We start from the raw sequence: 17,022 nt of genomic DNA on the forward strand, positions 1-17,022 counted from the left end.
CTGTGGGGGCGGTGCGGTGCTCCGCGGACAGGGCGTACGGTACGCAACGGACGTCACCCCGCCGCCGCGACCAGCGTCAGCAGCCCGCCGCGCGGTACGGAGACCGTCGCACCGCCCGGGACGTCACCGGCTCCGAGGTCGATCCTGCCCCGGTGGACCAGCCGTCCGCGCGCGTCCCTGACCGTCGCCTCGGCCGTGCCCTCGCCGCCCACGAGGCGGACCTCCGGATCGGCGTCCGCGTTGGCGACCAGCAGCTCGCGCCAGGCCGTGCCGTCCACCGCCACCGGCAGCGGGGCGTACCGCGCCACCACCACGGTCTCTCCGCCGTCGGCCGTGATCATCGGATAGCCGAGGTCGGGCCGGGCCGGGAGCAGCGCGCCGAGCTGGAGGACGTCGGCGCGGTCGCGGAAGACGCCGAGCCAGAACGCCAGCGCCTCGTGCTGCTCCGGCGTCTGCGCCGCCAGGTCCACCGATATCTGCGGGACCGAGAACAGCACGTCGATCAGCTGGCACGCGATCCGCTCGGGCGGTTCGGCCGGGTGCCACATCAGCATGTCCGAATGGACCGCCACCGGGCCCGCGACGAGCCGGAGGTCGACGGTGCGCTGCCGGTTCTCGACTGTGCTCAGCGGGCAGTCGGTCGCGCGCACCATGCTGACGTACGGCCACAGCCCCGGCCCGGTGTACGGCTGGCGGTGCTCGACCATCGCCTCGGGGTCGGCGGCCGTGATCCGCTCGTGGATCCGGCCGAGCAGCCGCTCGACGCCCTCGGCGACCGTCGCGCAGTCGGCCTCGGGGCCGGGCGCGGGAGGGTCGGGCACGACGAACCAGTCCACGAAGTCGATCTTCAGCCCGTCCGTCCCCCACTCCTCGACTGCCCGCGCCAGCCGGTCGGCGAGATGCTCGCGTACGACCGGATAGCGCGGGTCGACGACGATCGCGTGCAGATGGTCGACGCGTGCCAGCGCGTACTCCTGGAACTTCTCCCAGACCGTGCTCTCCCGCCCGACGAACGGCAGCGCGTACCAGAGCAGGTACGCCACGCCCAGTTCGTTGACCCGCCGCACGTGGTCGGCCGTGCCGGGCAGGGAGACCGGCTCCCAGTCGCCGCAGTGGCCGTAGCCCCGGGCACGGTCCGCCGTCATCCAGCCGTCGTCGACGATGATCGTGCCGAGGCCGAGCTCCTTGCCGAGGGCGGCCTGGGTCTCGACGGCCTCGGGGCTGACGTCCTGGTGCAGCGCGTACCAGGTCGAGTACGCGGGGCGGCGAGCCGCGGGCGGCACGGTCACCGTACGGCCGCCCAGCCACCAGTCGGCGACATCGGCGAGGCAGCGGGCGAAGTGCCGGTGCGAGAGGTCGATCCGTACGGTCAGCTCCCCCGGCGCCTGCGCCCAGCACCGGAACTCCCCGCTCTCCTCGACCACCCCGGCGCCTACGAGCACGTCCGTACGGTCCGTGGCGAAGACGCACAGCCCCACGTCGCCGGTGCCGACCAGCGCGGCGACCGGCGCGCCGCGCGCGAGGGACACCTGCCGGGGCGGCGACCAGGCGGTGGGCAGCCAGGCGTGGCCGCGGGTGTCCGGGGTCCAGAACGCGGTCGCGTCCACGCACGGCACGCGCCATTCGACCCGCGCATCGCCCTGGCCTGACGGCTCTTGGCGGGCCGCGCTGATCTCGATCACGCCGTCGGCCCACTCGCTCCGCGTCACCTCGCCCGTGACCAGCAGCTCCAGCCCGCCGGCCGACAGCCGCGCCGTCCGGCCGGGGGCCGTGGCGGGGGCGTGCGGTTCCCAGATCTCGTCCATGTCCGTTTCCTCAACCCTTCGTCGCTCCGGCCAGGAGGCCGGAGATGAACTGCCGTTGGAGGACCAGGAACAGCACCATCATCGGCAGGGCCGAGACCGCCGTGCCCGCGAGGATCGCTCCGTAGTCGGTGCTGCTCTCCATGCCGTGCAGCGTCGCCAGCGCCACCGGCAGGGTGTGCGTCTCGGGATTGCGCAGGGCGATCAGCGGCCACACGAACTGGTTCCACGAGCCCAGGAAGAGGAAGACGGACAGGGCCGCGAGCACCGGCCGCATCACGGGGATGACCACGCTCCACAGCACCCGCAGCTCGCCCGCGCCGTCCACGCGGGCCGCGTCGAGGAGTTCGTCCGGCAGCCCGCTGAGGGCCTGGCGCATCAGGAAGATCGCGAACGGCACGCAGAGCGCGGGCAGCACGATCGCCTGGTAGCTGTCCAGCAGCCGGAAGTCCATCATCATCTGGAACAGCGGCACCAGCATCACCTGGTCGGGCACGACCAGCGTGGACAGCAGCAGGGCGAAGAGGACCGTGCGTCCACGGAACCGGAACTTGGCGAACGCGTATCCGGCGAGCAGCGCGATGATCAGCGCCCCGAGCGTCTGCAGCCCGGCGATGGCAAGGGAGTTGCCGAACACCCGCAGCAGATCCACCCTGCCCTGGAGGTCCGACAGGTTCTCGCCGAGGTGGCCGCCGGGCACCAGTTTGGGCGGCCAGGCGAAGACGTCCGAACTCTTCTGGGTGGCCGAGACGATCAGCCAGTAGAAGGGGCCCACCGAGAGGCCGGTGAGCGCGGCCAGCGTCAGCGTCAGCGGCAGGCCGCGCAGCCCGCGCACTCCGCGCACTCGCGGCATCCTGGTCATTCGCGTTCTCCCATCAGCCGCATCTGGACCGCGCCGAAGACGACCACGATCAGCGTGAGCGCGTAGGCGATCGCGGAGGCGTATCCGAAGTCGAAGTGGTGGAAGCCGTTCTCGTACAGGTACATCGAGACGGTGAGGGTGGCGTTGTCCGGTCCGCCGCGCGTGAGCACGTACGGTTCGTCGAACAGCTGGAGCGTCCCGATGGTGGAGAGCACGACGGTGAACAGCAGGATCGGGCGCAGCGCGGGGACGGTGACGGACCAGAACCGCCGCACGGGGCCCGCGCCGTCGACCATGGCCGCCTCGTACAGCTCCTTGGGGATGCCCTGGAGACCGGCGAGGTAGATCACCGCGTTGTAGCCGGTGTAGTGCCAGGTCAGGACGAGGACGACGGCCATCCGGGCCCAGAACGGGCTGCCGAGCCAGTCCACCTTGGGCAGGCCCACGCCGCTGAGCACCCAGTTCATCGCGCCCTGATCGCGGTTGAGCAGATAGGCGAACATCACGCCGGTGGCGACCAGCCCCGTGACGGCGGGCATGAACACCCCCAGCCGCCACACGGCCCGCCAGCGCACGAAGGCCGAGTTGAGGCCGACGGCGACCAGCAGCGCCAGACCGAGCATGACCGGCACCTGCACGGCCAGGACCAGGCCGGTGTTCTTCAGCGCCGTCCAGAACAGCGGATCGTGGAGCAGACGGCGGTAGTTGGCGAGCCCGGCGTCGCGGGTGTCGGCGCCGGAGCCGGTGGTGAACGAGAGCCGCAACGAGGCGAGGATCGGATACGCCTTGAACACGGCGAAGGTGAGCAGGGCGGGCGCCAGCAGGAGATACGGCATGGCGCGCCGCACCGTGAACCGTTTCGGCCGACTCTTCGGCCTGCTCTTCTGTCTGCTCTTCGGCGGCGCGGGCCGCTGTTCCACGGCGGTGGCGGCGGTGCTCATGCGAGGGAGCGCCGGGTCTGCTCGGCGAGCTGCTTCGCGGCGTCCTTGAGCACGGCCTCCGGGTCGCCGCCCTTGACGAGCACCTTGACCTGCGCGTCACTGGCGAGCTTGAGGGCGCGGGCGAAGTCACCGGAGTAGTACGTGGCGTCGGCGCCCGCGTCGAGGAGCCCGGTGAACGTCCGCAGCACCGGCTGACCGCCGTAGTACGGGCGTTTCTTCCCGTACGACGGGTCGGAATAGGCCGCGGAGAGGGCGGGGAAGACGCCGCCGGAGTCGAACATCTTGTTCATCGCGGAAGGCTTGGTCAGCACGTGCTCGACGAACTTCCAGGCCGCCTTCCGGCGCGGGCTGGAGCCCGCGACGGTGAGATACGTCGAGTTGACGATCGCGGACCGCTTCCCTCCGGCCGTGACGGCCGGGGGCCGGGCGAGCCGCCACTTGCCGGACTGGCCGGGGAACTCGGTCTCCATGTAGTGCGCGCCCCACGCCGCCTGGGGGGCGACCGCGACCTTGTCCGCCCTGACCAGCTTGTCCCAGCCCTTCTTGCCGGAGGCGTCGCCGACGAGACCGGCGTCGTCGAGGCGCTTGATGAGGGTGAGCGCGGTGACGGCCTCCTCGGAGCCCAGCGTGACGTTCCCTTCCCGGTCGAAGTAGAAGGCGCCCTGGAGCTGCATCAGCGACTGCAGGAAATCGCAGTCGGGGCCGGGAGAGGCGGGCTTGTTGAGGCCGATGAGGAAGACCCCGGGGTTGGCGGCCTTGAAGTCGTCACCGGCGTCGATGACGTCGTCCCAGGTCGCGAAGGTCTTCGGGTCGATCCCGGCCTTCTCGAACATGTCCTCGCGGTAGAAGAGGCCGAGCGGGTTCACCTCCCACGGCAGCGCGCGGGCCTTGCGGTCCTTGTCCCGGACGCTCGGCCACAGTCCCTCGGCGAACCGGTGCTCGTACTTGTCGGCGCCGAAGGCGGACAGGTCCGCGAGGCCGCCGGGGAACTTCTCCATGTAGCCGGGGAGGTAGTCGCAGCCGATGTGGAGCACGTCGGCGAGGCCCTTGCCGTCGGCCGCCATGCCGACGGTGATCTTGTCCCAGATCGCGGGGTTGCCGACGTCCCGCACGTCGACGGTGACGCCGGGGTTGTCCTTCTCGAAGGCGGGGACGACGCCGCGGAGCGCGTCGGCGGCGGTCGTCCAGGACCAGACGGTGACCTCGCCGGTGGCGGCGTCGCCCCCGGAGGCGGACGGCGAGCCGGTGCCGGTGCACGCGCCGAGCGCGGCGCCGGAGGCGAGGGCGAGGAGGCCCGTACTGGACACGCGGAACAGATCGCGGCGCGATATGCCTGACATCTCTGACTCCTAGGCGCACTGAGGTGGCGAGGGTTGGGGGTCAACTCCGCGGGGAGGCCGTCGCCCGGAGGGCCGAGGCGAGCCGGGCGGGGGTGTCGTGGTGCGTGGTGGCGTGGGGCGAGAGCCGTATCCATGGGCCGCGCAGGGTGGTGACGAGACCGGCGTCGGTGAGCGCCCGGTGGAGGGCGACGGGTTCGACACCGGGCAGGCGCAGCCGTGCGATACCGCTGCCGGTCCCGCCTTCCGTCTCGGCGCCCGCGGCGTGGGCGGCGTCCAGGAGGCGGGCCAGCGACTCGGTGACGAGCCCGGCGATCCGCTTGACGCCAACGGAGCGTACGAGATCGAGCCCGGTCCGCAGCGCGGCGACGGCGTGGCCGTCGGGGTTGGTGAACGTGTGCGCCACGGCCCCCGGCAGCACGGGCCGGGGATGCGCGTGCTCGCCGAGCGGATCGCGCACCCCGGACCAGCCGCCGAGCCCGGGCCGGAGCAGCTCGGCGACACGGTCCCGTACGAGCAGCAGGGCGGCGCCCCACCCGGAACGCAGCCACTTCTGCCCGCCGGAGGCGAGGACGTCGGCCGCGTCGGCCGCGAACTCGACGGCACCGAGGGCCTGTACGGCGTCGACGACGAGCACGCGGCGGGGTCCGATGAGGTCCTTGAGCTCGGCGAGAGGGGTACGGAAACCGGTCGTGGCGTCGACGGCGCACACGGAGACGGCACGGAGTCCCTCGTCCAGGTGCGGTCGTACGGTGGCGGCCGTCACGGGCCCGTCGACCATCCGCACGGTGAGCCCGCCCCGCTCGGCGGCGCGGAGCCAGGGGTACACGGCGGCGGGGAAGTCGGTCCGCGCGACGAGCACGGCCCCGGGCCCCCGCAGGGCGTGGGCGGCGGCGAACATCCCGTGGGAGGTGGAGCTGACGAGCGCGACCTCGTGCCGCGCGGCACCCAGCAGCGCGGCCCCGGCCCGCACTGCGGCGGCCTCCTCCCGTTCGGCCTCGGCCAGCGCCTCGACGGGATGTCGCACGGCGGCGGCGACGGCCCGGGTGAGAGTCTCGCCCACGTCGGCGGACAGGGGGCCGAAGCGCGCGAAGTCGAGGTAGCCGGGCGGCTCGCAGAACCGTCTCAGGTACTTCTCGTCGGACGGCGTGGAGTCGGTGATATGAACGTTCATATCCAAGGGTGAGCCGTTTCGTGTGACGGAAGAGCTGGGATTTGATCGTTCAAATTAGCGGCGCGAGAGTGGGCCGACAAGGCCCCGGACGGAACGGAGTGGGACGCGGGACGGCGGCGAGCAGAGCGGGACACCCCTGACCGGTCAACGACAGCTCTTGTCACGGGGGTTGGCGTGGTGCGCTCGCGTACCTACTCTGTACGCCGAACATGAGTGCTGCTCACCTTTAAGGATCTCCATGAAGGCCAAGGTCCAACTCCCCCGCCGCAGGCTCAGATCCCTCACGGTCGCCTCGCTGCTCCTCGCCGTGATGGCCCTGGTGCTCGGCCCGATGCCCAGCTCCGCGGCCGAGTCCGACTGGTGGGAGCCGACGGCGCGACCCGCACCCGACGCGCAGGTCAATGTCTCGGGCGAGCCCTTCAAGGGCACCGACGCGCAGGGCCGCGTCCGGGGCTTCGTCGACGCCCACGACCACATCATGTCCAACGAGGGTTTCGGCGGCCGGCTGATCTGCGGCAAGCCGTTCTCGGAGAAGGGCGTCGCCGACGCGCTCAAGGACTGCCCCGAGCACTACCCCGACGGCTCCGGCGCCATCTTTGACATGATCACGAAAGGTGGCGACGGGAAGCACGACCCCGACGGGTGGCCCACGTTCAAGGACTGGCCCGCGCACGACTCGCTGACCCACCAGCAGAACTACTACGCCGGGATCGAGCGCGCCTGGCGCGGCGGCCAGCGGGTGCTGGTCAACGACCTGGTCACCAACGGCGTGATCTGCTCGATCTACTTCAAGGACCGCGGCTGCGACGAGATGGACGCCATCCGCCTTGAGGCGAAGAAGTCGTACGACATGCAGTCCTACATCGACAAGATGTACGGCGGCCCGGGCAAGGGCTGGTTCCGGATCGTCAAGAACAGCGCGCAGGCCCGCGACGTGATCAAGCAGGGCAAGCTGGCCGTCGTCCTGGGGGTCGAGACCTCCGAGCCGTTCGGCTGCAAGCAGGTCCTGGACAAGGCGCAGTGCAGCAAGGAGGACATCGACCGCGGTCTGGACGAGCTGCGTGAGCTGGGTGTGAGCAGCATGTTCCTCTGCCACAAGTTCGACAACGCCCTTTGCGGGGTGCGTTACGACTCGGGCACCATCGGGACGGCCATCAACGTCGGCCAGTTCCTGTCGACCGGCACCTTCTGGAAGACCGAGAAGTGCCGTGGCCCGCAGCACGACAACCCCATCGGCGGCGCGGCGGCGCCCGAGGCGGAGAAGCGGCTCCCGAAGGGGGTGTCCGTGCCCTCCTACTCCGCGGACGCGCAGTGCAACACCCGCGGGCTGACCGACCTGGGCGCCTACGCGATGCGCGGCATGATGAAGCGCGACATGATGCTGGAGATCGACCACATGAGCGTCAAGGCCGCCGACCAGGCCTTCGACATCCTGGAGTCCGAGGCGTACCCGGGCGTCATCTCCTCGCACAGCTGGATGGACCTGGGCTGGACCGAGCGGCTCTACAAGCTCGGCGGGTTCGCCGGGCAGTACATGAACGGCTCCAAGGACTTCGCCGCGGAGGCCAATCGTACGAAGGAGCTGCGCGAGAAGTACAAGGTCGGCTACGGCTACGGCACCGACATGAACGGCGTCGGCGGCTGGCCCGCTCCGCGCGGCGGTGACGTCCCGAACCCGGTCAAGTACCCCTTCCGCAGCACGGACGGCGGCTCGGTGATCGACAAGCAGACCACCGGCGAGCGCACCTGGGACTTCAACACCAGCGGCGCCGCGCACTACGGCATGGTCCCGGACTGGATCGAGGACATCCGCATCGTCGGCGGCCAGGGCGTCGTGGACGACCTCTTCACGGGCGCCGAGTCCTACCTCCGCACCTGGAGGAACGCCGAGAAGCACAAGTCCGGGAAGAACCTGGCCTCGGGCGCGGCCGCCACGGCGTCCTCCTCGGAATGGTGGAACCCGCTCGAAGGCTTCACCCCCGAGAAGGCCGTGGACGACGACACGGGCACCCGCTGGGCCAGCGAGTGGAGCGACGACCAGTGGCTGCGGATCGACCTCAAGTCCGCGCAGCCGGTCAAGCGGGTCACCCTCGACTGGCAGGCGGCGTACGCGAAGTCGTACCGCGTCGAACTGTCGGAGAACGGCACGGACTGGAAGACGGCGCACGCCACGGCCTCGGGTGACGGCGGCCTGGAGACGGCGCGGTTCGACAGCACTCCGGCGCGCTACGTACGGATCAAGGGGCTGGAGCGCGGCAGCAAGTGGGGCTACTCGCTCCGCGAGGTCGGCGTCTACAGCGACTGACGGCCCCGGCGGACCTCGACAGCTACCCGAGCCGGTCGCTCAGGTAGCTGTTGAGGACGCGCTTGCACTCGGCGATCAGCTGGAGATCGCCCTGCGGGTCGGTGCGGAAGGCGAGTTTCAGCACGCCGTCCGCGCACTCCAAGGCCACCCGCATGGCGATCTCCAGTTCGGCGTCGTCCTGGTCACCGGTCAGGGAGGCGATCAGCGGGCCCAGCCGTCCGGCGACAGCGGTGTTGTTGTCCTGGGTCGGCTCCAGGGTGTGGTCCTCCCCCGCCGCGCCGAAGTCGACGACGCCGAAACCGGTGACCGTCCGGCGCATGCGTACGAACTCGTCGACGGTGACGTCGACGAGGTCCGGGACGCCCGCGGGCTCCTCACGCTCCAGCCGGTCCGCGACGCGCGCCAGGAAGGATTCCAGGTTGCGCGCGGCGAGCGCGCCGATCAGCCCCTCCTTGTCGGAGAAGAACTGGTAGAGGGTGCCGATGGGCACCTCGGCCCTGCGGGCCACCTCCTTGGTGGTCAGCGCGGCGTGACCGACCTCGTCCAGCAGCTCGGCGCAGGCGTCCAGCAGCCGTTCGAAGCGCTCGGCGCTGCGCTTCTGCACCGGCAGACGGCGCAGCGCCCCCGCGGCACGCTCTTGGTTCGCGCTATGGCTCACGCTTTCCACCTCCCACCCAGGAGGTTAGATGAGCCCTGCTCATATTTCCGGCGGTCGGGCGGGCCCGTCAGGCCGTGCGGCGGTCCAGGCGGCCGTGGTAGCGGACCGCGGAGACCGTGCCGTCGTCCTCGCGGACGAAGCCGACGAGGGAGCCCGGGGTGCCGTCCGGGGAGAGGGTGACCAGGGTGTCGGGGCCCGCGAGGACGGCGCGGTCGGCGCCCTCCAGCTCGATCACGTACTGGCCCTCCTCGGGCCGGGCGGCGTGGGCGACGACGGCGACCTCGCCGGGGCGCTCACCGGGGACGACGGAGATGGTCCCGTAGAAGCCGCAGTCGTACGTGCCCTGGAGCGCCTCGGCCAGCTCGGCGGGGACGGGCCGCGCGGCCTGCGGGGTGACCTCGATGCCCGCGGCCTCCAGGACCAGCTTCTCGACCTCGCCGACGATCTCCTCGCCGTGCAGGGAGTTGGTGAGGACCGTGTAGGCCAGGCCCGCCGACGGGACGAGGACGAGGCGGGAGGCGTAGCCGATGGTGAGGCCGTTGTGGGACATGGTGGGGTGGCCGCCGGTGTGGGACAGGTGCCAGGCGAGACCGATGTCGTGGCCGTCCACGCCCTGGCCCGCCAGCGGTTCGAAGAGGCGCGCGGGCGCCGCCTCGGAGGCCGACCAGGCGGCGTAGTGGAGGAGGTCGGTGACGTTCGAGACCACTCCCCCGCCCGGCACGTCCCAGCCGGGGAGCTGCCAGTGGCGCTGCCAGCCGCGGTCGACCAGGAGTTCGGGGGCGCGTGCCGCGTCGCGGCCGTGCGGGGCCGCGACGCGGTGGAAGATCGCCTCGTCCGCCGTGGTGCAGGTGAGCTCCATCCCGGCGGGCTCGATGACGAGTTCGCGCAGCAGCTCGGCGTAGCGGCGTCCGGTCGCGCGCTCGACGGTGGCGGCGGCCACCATGATGCCCGGACCGCTGTACGTGAAGTCGCTGCCGGGCTCGAACATCAGGGGCTGCTCGATGAAGTGCCGCAGCGAGGCCTGGATGCTGTCGTCGGTGCCGCCCGCGAGGATGCGGGGCGCGTCGGCGATCATGTTCTGCGCGTCGATGCCGGAGGTGTGGGTGATCACGTGCCGGAGGGTGATGCGCGGGTCGATGCCCGCGTCCGGCGCGAAGAGCGGCGCCACCGGGGCGTCCAGCTCCAGCTCCCCCCGCTCCAGCAGCCGTCCGATGACGGCGCCCAGCAGGGTCTTGGAGATCGAGCCGACCTGGAAGAGGGTGTGCGCGTCGACGGGCAGGGGGTGGCGGACGTTGGTGACGCCGTAACCGGCGGTCAGCGTACGGCCGTCGAGGGTGACGCCGATCGCGGTGCCGGGGATGCGGTGCTCGGCGAGCAGCTCGGGGACGGCGGCGTCGAGGCGGGCGCGCAGCTCGTCCAGGGGCTGGTGGTGCGGGGTGTTCACGGTGCGTGTCCTTACGAACGGAGGGGTGAGGTGGGCCGGGGCGGGGCGGGGCGGTCGGTGGCTCAGGCGCCCGCGCCCGTACGGCTGCGGGGGTCGAGCCGGTCGCGGAGCGCGTCGCCGAGCAGGTTGAACGCGAGGACGAGCGCGACGAACGCGAGTGCCGGGTACGCGGCGAGCCAGGGCTCGGTGAGCATGTGCTGCTGGGCGGCGGAGATCATGCTGCCGAAGTCGGCGTCGGGGGGCGCGACTCCGAAGCCGAGGAAACTGAGCGCGGCGTAGGCGCCCTCAGCGGTGGAGAGGTTGATCGCGGTCATGATGATCAGCGGGGAGCTGATGTTCGGCAGGATGTGGCGGTACATGATCCACCACTTGCCGCGCCCGCAGAGCCGGGCCGCGTCGATGTAGCTGCGCGTGGCGACCTCGATGGTCGCGCCGCGCGCGATGCGCGCGAACCTCGGAATGATCACCAGGCCGATGGCGACGGCGGCGTTGACCAGCCCGCTGCCCATGATGGCGAGGACGAGGATGGCGAGCAGGTACTCGGGGATCGCGAACAGCAGGTCGGTGAAGCGGGAGAGCACACCGTCGGTCACGCCGCGCAGGAAGCCCGCCGCCGTGCCGCAGGCGGTGCCCACGACGATCGCGAAGACGACCGCGATGAGCGCCGCCTCCAGCGCGGGCCGCGCCGCCGCGACCACCCGGGAGAACTGGTCCCTGCCGAGGGCGTCCGTACCGAACAGGTGGCTGGCCGTGGGGCCCTGGAGCTGGGGCCCGACGTTGAGCTCGTTCGGCGCGTAGGGCGCGAGCGCGGGTCCGAGCAGGGCGGCGAGCACGTAGAGGAGGAGGACGACGAGGGCGGCGTTGGCGAGCACCCCGTGCACGGGCCAGCGGCGACGGCGGCGCGCGGGCCGCCTCTCCGGCGCGGACTCGGCGGGAGGCGAGGAGGTCGGTGAGGACATGTCGGTTCCTAGGAGCGCGCGATGCGGCGGTCGACGAGCGGGAGGAGGAGGTCAACGACGAGGTTGCCCAGGATGAACGCGGCGGCGAGGACCAGCGCCTGGCCCGTGGCCTGGCTGAAGTCGCGCAGTTCCAGGGAAGCGAGGATGCCGCGGCCGAGACCGGGGAGGCTGAAGATCTCCTCGACGATGAAGAGGCCGCCGACCAGCAGGCCGAAGATCATGCCGATCAGGGTGAGCACGGGCGGCAGGGCGGCGCGGAGCGCGTAGACGTAGGTGACGCGCCGCTCCGCGATGCCGTTGGTCCGCGCAGTGGCGACGTACGGGGCCGAGAGCACCTCCAGCATCGAGGACCGGGTCATCTGCATGATCAGCGGCGCGGTCGGGATGCCCACGGCGAGCGCGGGCAGCAGCATCATCTGCAGGTTGGCGCCCAGGCCCTCGCTGACGGGGATGTAGCTCGGCGAGTACAGGTTCCACAGGTAGTGGCTGGCGATGTAGAGCGCGAACGAGCCGGAGACGAAGGCCGGGAACGCGAAGGCGACCAGCAGCGGCAGCCGTACGGCCCAGGCGCGGGCGCGGTGCGCGCGGGTGGCGGCGTACACCCCGGCCGGGATGCCGATCACCACGGCGATGGCCAGGCCGAAGAGCGCCAGCTCGAAGGAGACGGGCGCCTGCTCGGCGATCACCTCGCGGTTGGCCTGGCCGGAGAAGGGCGAGGTGCCGAAGTCGCCGTGCAGGGCGTCGCCGAGCCAGCTCAGGTACTGCGTGAGGAGGGGACGGTCCAGGCCGAGGGAGTGCCGGATGTTCTCGATCGTCTCCGCCGACGCCTTGGGGCCCGCTATGAGCTGTGCCGGGTCGCCGGGGGTCAGCGCGCGGCCCGCGAGGAAGACGAGGGCGGAGAGCGCGAGCAGGACGGCGGCGGCGCCCAGCAGCTTGCGCAGGGTGTAGAGGATCAACGGACTGCCTCGCTCACCGTGTCGGCGCCGGGCGTGGCCGCCGCGGCGAGGGCGCCGGGCTTGACGCAGCGTACGAGGTGGTCCTCGGCGTCCTCGCCGCCCTCGCCGTGCGCGGCGAGTTCGGGCAGCGCCTCGTGGCAGCGCGCCTCGGCCACCGGGCAGCGCGTCACGAAGCGGCAGCCGGACGGCGGGTCGATCGCGCTAGGCGGCTCTCCCTCCAGGACGATGCGGCGCGTACGTTCCCCCGTGTCGTTCGGCAGCCGCGCCTCGGTGGAGCGCAGGGCCACGGAGTAGGGGTGCAGCAGCCCGGTGTCGAAGGCGGCGGCGGGGGCGATCTCGACGATCTGCCCGAGGTACATCACGGCCACCCTGTCGCTGAAGTTCCGTACGGCCCGCAGGTCGTGGGAGATGAAGACGTACGCGACCCCCGTGCGCTCCTGGAGCCGCTTGAGCAGGTCGAGGACCTGCGCCTGGAGCGAGGCGTCGAGCGAGGTGACCGCCTCGTCGAGCAGGATCAGCTCGGGCCGCGCGACCACCGCGCGGGCGATGCACACCCGCTGCTGCTGGCCGCCGGACAGCTCGTGCGGGTACCGCTCCCCCGTCTCGCGGGGCAGGCCCACCTCTTCGAGCGCCTCGGCGGCGCGCTCGTCGCGGGCCGCCCTGTCGAGCTCCGGCAGGGCCTCGGTGATGCTCTGGCGTACGGTCATCCGCGGGTCGAGCGCGCTGGCCGGGTCCTGGAAGACGGCCTGTACGGTGCCGCGGGCCTGCGGCGTACCGGCGCGGGCGGCGTCGGCGCCGACGTGGACGCTCCCGGTGCCGGGCTGTTCGAGCCCGACGATCACCCGGCCCAGGGTCGACTTGCCGCAGCCGGACTCGCCGACGACGCCCAGGGTCTGGCCCGCGTGGAGCGTCAGGCTGACGTCGTCGACGGCGTGGACATGGGGGCGGGGGCCGCGCAGCGAGGTGCGGCGGACCTTGAAGTGCTTACGGACGTCCTCGACACGCAGCACACGGTGGTGAGGGGGCGCGTCCGTTCTCGGCGTGGTGGTGCTCATGCGTCGCTCTCCGGGGACTCGGGCTCGGGGTGCTGCTCCGGCTCGGGATGCTGCTCCGGCTCGGGGTGGTACTCCCTCGGCTCCCCGCGGGCGGCGGCCAGGAGCGAGGCGGTGTAGCCGTGCTGGGGATCGCTCAGGACCTCGCGCGCGGGGCCCTGTTCGACGATGCGGCCGCGGTACATCACGGCGACGCGCGTGCACAGCTCGCTGACCACGCCGATGTCGTGGGTGATCAGCAGCAGGGACATGCCCGCGGCGGTGACCCGTTCGCGCAGCAGCTCCACGATCTGGGCCTGCACGGTGGCGTCCAGCGCGGTCGTCGGCTCGTCGGCGATGAGCAGCTGCGGCTTGTTGATCAGCGCCATCGCGATGATGACGCGCTGCCGCATGCCGCCCGACAGCTCGTGGGGGAAGCTGCGGCGCTTCACCCGTACGTCGGGGAGCCCGACCTGGCGCAGCACCTCCTCGGCGAGGTCGATCGCCTCGGCCTTGGTGACCTTGCGGTGGGCGCGGACGACATCGGTGAGCTGCTTGCCGATGGGGAAGACCGGGTTGAGGCTGGCCAGCGGGTCCTGCGGCACCCGGGCGATCCGGGTCGAGCGCAGGGCACGCAGCCGGGCGGCGTCCAGGCCGAGGAGGTCCTCCCCGCCGAGGGTGACGGTGCCGGAGGTGAGCGTGGCGTTGTCGGGCAGGGTGCGCAGCACCGTGGAGGCGAGGGTGGACTTGCCGGAGCCGGACTCGCCGACGAGCCCCACCCGCTCCCCCGGCGGCAGTTCGAAGCTCACGTCGTGCAGGGCGGTGTGCTCCTGGCCACCGCGCCGGTAGCTGAGGGTCACGTCGCGTACGGACAGGGCCGCGGCCCGTTCGTCGGGCACCTCAGCGACCTGCGCGGTCGTTCGCGCGGTCGTCATCGCGCTACTCCTTCGTCACGCCGGCCAGGAAGGCACGGCTCTGGCTGGGCGGCACGGCCACGTGCGCGAGGTTGTCGCGGTAGGCGGCGAACATGTTGTTGGCGAGCAGGGTCACCGTCGGGTAGACGGTCCGTGCCTCGTAGCGGGAGATCTCCGCGAGCTTCTCGTGGTACTCGGCCTGCGAACCGGCGCTCCGGGCCTCGTCGATGAGCTTGCTCAGCTCCGGCGGCGTCGGCCCCTGGCGGCCCTCGGCGGGCAGCACGTACTGGAGGGGGTTGGGGTAGTACGACTGGGCGTTCCAGGAGAGGTCGTAGCGGGGCCCCGTGAGCCGGGCGCTCCAGTCGGCGCGCTCCCGGGGGCGCAGCTGGACCTTGATGCCGACGCGCGCGAGCTGGTCCTGGAGCAGGGTCATCATGTTGTCGGTACCGGGGTCGTAGCCGCTGATGTACATCAGCGTGGTGGTGAACCCGTGCGGGTAACCGGCCTTGCGCAGCAGCTCCTTGGCGCGCTTGAGGTCGGTGCGGTGGTGGGGCAGCTCCTTCACCGAGGGGGCGTGGTCGCCGGAGGGGAGGTAGCCGCTGGCGCGGGCGCTGCCGTGGTAGGCGCCGCGTGCCAGCTCCTCGCGGTCGACGGCGAGGGCGAGCGCCTGGCGCACGAGGCGCTTGTTGAGGGGCTTGCGCTTGTTGTTGATCTGGAGGAAGACCGTCGAGTCGGTCTTGGCCTGCCGGAGCGTCACGCGCTTGTCGCCCTTGAGCGAGTCGGCGCTCGCGACGTCGGGGAACATCAGGTCGATCTTGCCTGCCTGGAGGTTGGCGACCTGGGTGGCGACGTTGGGGATGTAGAGCAGGGAGAGCGCGGGCGCGGCGGTCTTCCGGCCCCAGTACGCGCTGTTCCGCTCGAACTGGAGCTTGCTGTTGGCCCGGTAGTCGGTCTGCTTCCAGGGGCCGGTGCCGACCATGGTGAGCGCGGGGTTGGTGGAGCGCGCGGCGTCCTTGCTCATGATCGCGCAGCCCCAGACCAGGGGGTTCGCCATGTTGTTGATGAACCCGGCGTCGGGCTTGCCGAGGCGGAACCGTACGGTCCCGTCGTCCACCTTCTCCACGCCCTTCAGCGTCGGGAAGACCTCCTGCTCGATCCCGTCGGGGCTCTTGTGCAGCCGCTGGAACGAGTAGACGACGTCATCGGCGGTGAGCCGCTTCCCGTTGTGGAAGCGCACGCCGTCGCGGAGCGTGAAGGTGTACGTACGGCCGTCCCCGGACTTGCTGAACCGCGTGGCCAGCGCGGGGTGGAGCTTCCCTTCGCCGTCCGTGCTGTAGAGGCACTCGTAGGAGAGCTGCCAGGCGAAACGGTCCGCGAACATGCTCGACCCCTGCGGGTCCAGGGTGCTGGGGGCCGTCGTCTCGGCCACGGTCAGCCCGTCGGGCCGGGCGCTGCTGGAGACCGGGGCCGCGCAGGCGGACAGGACCAGGGCGGCGGCGAGGCAGAGCACAACCGTCGCCACGGGGCCGCGTCGTCGCGGTAGGGGCATTCGATCCTCACTTCACCGGCGCTCGCGGGAGGAGCGCGGCAGAACATTGGATTCCGCTGATTTTGCAGTGCAAAACCTTGTGTTGCAGTGCATTCAGCGGGACTCTAAGTGCAGGGTTCAACCAACGCAAGGGATGTGGTGAGATCCAGGAGCGACGCCGAAGCAGCCCCCTCCGCCGGACAGTTGCGCACGTCGCGCACCATGGACCCCGCGGCCGCCCGCCCGGCACCCTCACCGGGACGACCGGCTCCGCGTCATGTCCCGGCAGCGAGATTCCACGAGGAGAACCGCTCTTGAACGACCCGTTGGCGCCCACCCCCGGCGCACGCAACAACTCCGCCTCGCTCCGCCGCGCGCTGGCGATCCTCCTGAAGCTCGGCGACGACGAGGACGGGCGCGGGCTCACGCTCAGCGAGCTGGCCACCCAGCTCGGCCTGAGCAAGGCCACCGTCCTGCGGCTCGTCCAGCCGCTGATCGACGCCCACTTCGTGCAGACCCTGCCGGGCGGCGCGTACCGGCTCGGCTGGCGCAACGCGCAGCTGGGTCAGGTCTATCTCGCGGGCACCGATCCGCACCGCGACATGCGTGACGTGCTGGAGCGCCTGGCGGAGTCCACCAGCGAGACGGTCCACCTGGTGACGGCCGACTTCCCGCACGTCGTGTACGTGGACAAGGTCGACAGCCCGCACGCGGTGCGCATGGCCTCACGCATCGGCAGCACCCAGCCCGCGTACTGCACCAGCGTGGGCAAGGCGATGCTGGCGCACGCCGACGCCGGGGCCGTCGACGCGGTGATCGCGGCGGGCACGCCCGAGCGCCTCCCCAACACCCTCACCGACGGCGCCGCGCTCCGCGCCGACCTGGAGAGGATCCGCGCCCGCGGCTGGGCCCTCGACGACGTCGAGAACGAGGACGGGGTCCGCTGCGTGGCCGCCCCCGTCTTCGACGCGCAGGGGGCGGCGACCCGCGCGATCAGCGTCTCCGCGCCACAGGTGCGCATGCCCCTCCAACGGGCCCACGACATCGCGCCGTTGGCCGTGGCCGCCGCGCGCGAACTCTCCCTGCGCCACGGCGGCCGTGCGTAGCACGC

Annotated in this window: 14 protein-coding genes; 2 read left to right on the forward strand and 12 right to left on the reverse strand. The window is 71.6% G+C overall.

The features are described 5' to 3' along the window. Positions 1-53 precede the first annotated feature (53 nt). The 5 genes from ACGF3A_RS28115 to ACGF3A_RS28135 are packed head-to-tail and all read right to left on the reverse strand — an operon-like array spanning position 54 to position 6,116. Entirely contained in the window at positions 54-1,805 is a 1,752-nt protein-coding gene (locus ACGF3A_RS28115; RefSeq protein WP_393733128.1) for a glycoside hydrolase family 36 protein, read from the reverse strand. A 10-nt stretch (positions 1,806-1,815) separates the two neighbouring features. Continuing rightward, positions 1,816-2,664 (reverse strand): carbohydrate ABC transporter permease, encoded by an 849-nt coding sequence (locus tag ACGF3A_RS28120; protein ID WP_393733129.1) that lies wholly within the window; start codon positions 2,662-2,664, stop codon positions 1,816-1,818. Continuing rightward, the gene (locus ACGF3A_RS28125; RefSeq protein WP_393733130.1) at positions 2,661-3,605 is read right to left on the reverse strand and encodes a carbohydrate ABC transporter permease; all 945 of its coding nucleotides are present in this window, start codon (positions 3,603-3,605) and stop codon (positions 2,661-2,663) included. The genes ACGF3A_RS28120 and ACGF3A_RS28125 overlap by 4 nt, the downstream gene beginning before the upstream one ends. Beyond that, a complete protein-coding gene (locus ACGF3A_RS28130; protein ID WP_393733131.1) occupies positions 3,602-4,945 on the reverse strand; it encodes an extracellular solute-binding protein in 1,344 nt (447 codons plus the stop codon). The genes ACGF3A_RS28125 and ACGF3A_RS28130 overlap by 4 nt, the downstream gene beginning before the upstream one ends. 40 nt (positions 4,946-4,985) lie before the next feature. After that, entirely contained in the window at positions 4,986-6,116 is a 1,131-nt protein-coding gene (locus ACGF3A_RS28135) for an aminotransferase class V-fold PLP-dependent enzyme (protein WP_393733132.1), read from the reverse strand. A gap of 238 nt (positions 6,117-6,354) precedes the next feature. Here ACGF3A_RS28135 and ACGF3A_RS28140 point away from each other — a divergent pair, with 238 nt between their 5' ends. Next, the gene (locus ACGF3A_RS28140) at positions 6,355-8,421 is read left to right on the forward strand and encodes a discoidin domain-containing protein (RefSeq protein ID WP_393733133.1); all 2,067 of its coding nucleotides are present in this window, start codon (positions 6,355-6,357) and stop codon (positions 8,419-8,421) included. 22 nt (positions 8,422-8,443) lie between these two features. On the opposite strand, the gene ACGF3A_RS28145 is transcribed toward ACGF3A_RS28140, so the two are convergent. The 7 genes from ACGF3A_RS28145 to ACGF3A_RS28175 all read right to left on the reverse strand — a co-directional run bounded on the left by ACGF3A_RS28145 (position 8,444) and on the right by ACGF3A_RS28175 (position 15,905). Next, positions 8,444-9,079, reverse strand: coding sequence for a TetR family transcriptional regulator (locus ACGF3A_RS28145; RefSeq protein ID WP_393733134.1), 636 nt, complete (start codon positions 9,077-9,079; stop codon positions 8,444-8,446). 67 nt (positions 9,080-9,146) lie between these two features. Beyond that, on the reverse strand, positions 9,147-10,523 hold the full coding sequence (locus tag ACGF3A_RS28150; RefSeq protein ID WP_393733135.1) for a serine hydrolase domain-containing protein: 1,377 nt from the start codon (positions 10,521-10,523) through the stop codon (positions 9,147-9,149). Between the two features lie 62 nt (positions 10,524-10,585). Continuing rightward, on the reverse strand, positions 10,586-11,482 hold the full coding sequence (locus ACGF3A_RS28155; RefSeq protein ID WP_393733136.1) for an ABC transporter permease: 897 nt from the start codon (positions 11,480-11,482) through the stop codon (positions 10,586-10,588). An 8-nt stretch (positions 11,483-11,490) separates the two neighbouring features. Then, entirely contained in the window at positions 11,491-12,438 is a 948-nt protein-coding gene (locus tag ACGF3A_RS28160; RefSeq protein WP_393733137.1) for an ABC transporter permease, read from the reverse strand. Beyond that, positions 12,435-13,493: an oligopeptide/dipeptide ABC transporter ATP-binding protein gene (locus ACGF3A_RS28165; RefSeq protein ID WP_393733138.1), complete on the reverse strand. Its 1,059-nt coding sequence runs from the start codon at positions 13,491-13,493 to the stop codon at positions 12,435-12,437. Before ACGF3A_RS28165 ends, ACGF3A_RS28160 begins: the two co-directional genes overlap by 4 nt. Beyond that, the gene (locus ACGF3A_RS28170) at positions 13,490-14,404 is read right to left on the reverse strand and encodes an ABC transporter ATP-binding protein (RefSeq protein ID WP_393733139.1); all 915 of its coding nucleotides are present in this window, start codon (positions 14,402-14,404) and stop codon (positions 13,490-13,492) included. Before ACGF3A_RS28170 ends, ACGF3A_RS28165 begins: the two co-directional genes overlap by 4 nt. 4 nt (positions 14,405-14,408) lie before the next feature. Continuing rightward, positions 14,409-15,905 carry an ABC transporter substrate-binding protein gene (locus tag ACGF3A_RS28175; protein ID WP_393733140.1) on the reverse strand — a complete coding sequence of 499 codons (1,497 nt, stop codon included), beginning with the start codon at positions 15,903-15,905 and terminating at the stop codon, positions 14,409-14,411. Between the two features lie 320 nt (positions 15,906-16,225). Here ACGF3A_RS28175 and ACGF3A_RS28180 point away from each other — a divergent pair, with 320 nt between their 5' ends. After that, positions 16,226-17,017, forward strand: coding sequence for an IclR family transcriptional regulator (locus ACGF3A_RS28180; RefSeq protein WP_393733141.1), 792 nt, complete (start codon positions 16,226-16,228; stop codon positions 17,015-17,017). Positions 17,018-17,022 lie beyond the last annotated feature (5 nt).

This window comes from Streptomyces sp. NPDC048172 (genome assembly GCF_043202595.1).
Classification (GTDB): domain Bacteria; phylum Actinomycetota; class Actinomycetes; order Streptomycetales; family Streptomycetaceae; genus Streptomyces.

Excerpts from the sequence above, each read along its gene's own strand:
- ACGF3A_RS28115 (WP_393733128.1), bottom strand. The coding sequence starts at position 1,805 with ATGGACGAGATCTGGGAACCGCACGCCCCCGCCACGGCCCCCGGCCGG.
- ACGF3A_RS28120 (WP_393733129.1), bottom strand. The coding sequence starts at position 2,664 with ATGACCAGGATGCCGCGAGTGCGCGGAGTGCGCGGGCTGCGCGGCCTG.
- ACGF3A_RS28125 (WP_393733130.1), bottom strand. The coding sequence starts at position 3,605 with ATGAGCACCGCCGCCACCGCCGTGGAACAGCGGCCCGCGCCGCCGAAG.
- ACGF3A_RS28130 (WP_393733131.1), bottom strand. The coding sequence starts at position 4,945 with ATGTCAGGCATATCGCGCCGCGATCTGTTCCGCGTGTCCAGTACGGGC.
- ACGF3A_RS28135 (WP_393733132.1), bottom strand. The coding sequence starts at position 6,116 with ATGAACGTTCATATCACCGACTCCACGCCGTCCGACGAGAAGTACCTG.
- ACGF3A_RS28140 (WP_393733133.1), top strand. The coding sequence starts at position 6,355 with ATGAAGGCCAAGGTCCAACTCCCCCGCCGCAGGCTCAGATCCCTCACG.
- ACGF3A_RS28155 (WP_393733136.1), bottom strand. The coding sequence starts at position 11,482 with ATGTCCTCACCGACCTCCTCGCCTCCCGCCGAGTCCGCGCCGGAGAGG.
- ACGF3A_RS28165 (WP_393733138.1), bottom strand. The coding sequence starts at position 13,493 with ATGAGCACCACCACGCCGAGAACGGACGCGCCCCCTCACCACCGTGTG.
- ACGF3A_RS28170 (WP_393733139.1), bottom strand. The coding sequence starts at position 14,404 with ATGACGACCGCGCGAACGACCGCGCAGGTCGCTGAGGTGCCCGACGAA.